The organism is Kocuria gwangalliensis, assembly GCF_039544365.1.
Lineage (GTDB): Bacteria > Actinomycetota > Actinomycetes > Actinomycetales > Micrococcaceae > Kocuria > Kocuria gwangalliensis.
In genome coordinates, this window is the sequence record NZ_BAABLN010000037.1 from 1 (window position 1) to 533 (window position 533).

Below are 533 nucleotides of genomic sequence, written 5' to 3' on the forward strand. Positions count from 1 at the left end.
GTGGTGTCCTTCTCCAACAGCGTGTCCCACTCGCGGCCCCACACGACCTTGATGACGTTCCAGCCGGCACCGCGGAAGAACGCCTCCAGCTCCTGGATGATCTTGCCGTTACCGCGCACCGGACCGTCCAGGCGCTGCAGGTTGCAGTTGACCACGAAGGTGAGGTTGTCCAGCTTGTCATTGGCTGCCAGCTGGAGGAGTCCGCGGCTTTCGGGCTCGTCCATTTCACCGTCACCGAGGAACGCCCAGACATGCTGGTCTGAGGTGTCCTTGATGCCGCGGTTGTGGATGTAACGGTTGAACTGCGCCTGGTAAATCGCGTTCATCGGGCCGATACCCATGGACACCGTGGGGAACTGCCAGAAGTCGGGGAGACAACGCGGGTGCGGGTACGAGGGCAGGCCCTCGGGTGCCTTGGTCTTTTCCTGGCGGAACGCGTCCAACTGCTCTTCGGTGAGGCGGCCTTCCAAGTAGGCCCGCGCGTAGTTGCCGGGGGAGGAGTGGCCCTGCCAGAAGATCTGGTCACCACCACC

The 533-nt window shown here is 63.2% G+C and carries 1 pseudogene; it reads right to left on the reverse strand.

Going from position 1 to position 533, the window contains the following annotated elements:
• Window positions 1-533: pseudogene (locus ABEA06_RS13455) on the reverse strand (pyruvate dehydrogenase (acetyl-transferring), homodimeric type); the annotation flags it as partial.